Genomic DNA, 313 nt, shown 5'->3' on the forward strand with positions numbered 1-313 from the left:
GGTCCATGTAATCCTTAAAAGCTCCAGATCCCAATTGAGATTCAGCATTTTGTATTGTACCATCGAGAGCTTCGCCCCCAACAAACCTATTAACTTCACTTACGTCACTAACACCGGGTGTGTGTCTTAAACTAAAATTAGCACTCATCAAATGGGCCATCTCTTGTTCGATGGCGTTCATGGCCGAGCTCACGTTGGGCTTCGTTAGATCCCTCGAAACCGATACATTAAGGTACGAATCCGGCACGTTATAGTTAGTTTCCAAACTGAAAGGTAAGTTCTGGGCGGATTTGCACAGAGAACACTGCTTTCC

The 313-nt window shown here is 45.0% G+C and carries 1 protein-coding gene; it reads right to left on the bottom strand.

The window, feature by feature from the left end:
• Window positions 1-181 (bottom strand): hypothetical protein (locus tag F0L68_RS45805; RefSeq protein WP_223199634.1); only part of this gene is annotated, 181 nt, incomplete at its 3' end.
• Between the last annotated feature and the right edge of the window lie 132 nt (window positions 182-313).

The organism is Solihabitans fulvus (genome assembly GCF_008386585.1).
Taxonomy (GTDB): Bacteria; Actinomycetota; Actinomycetes; order Mycobacteriales; family Pseudonocardiaceae; genus Solihabitans; species Solihabitans fulvus.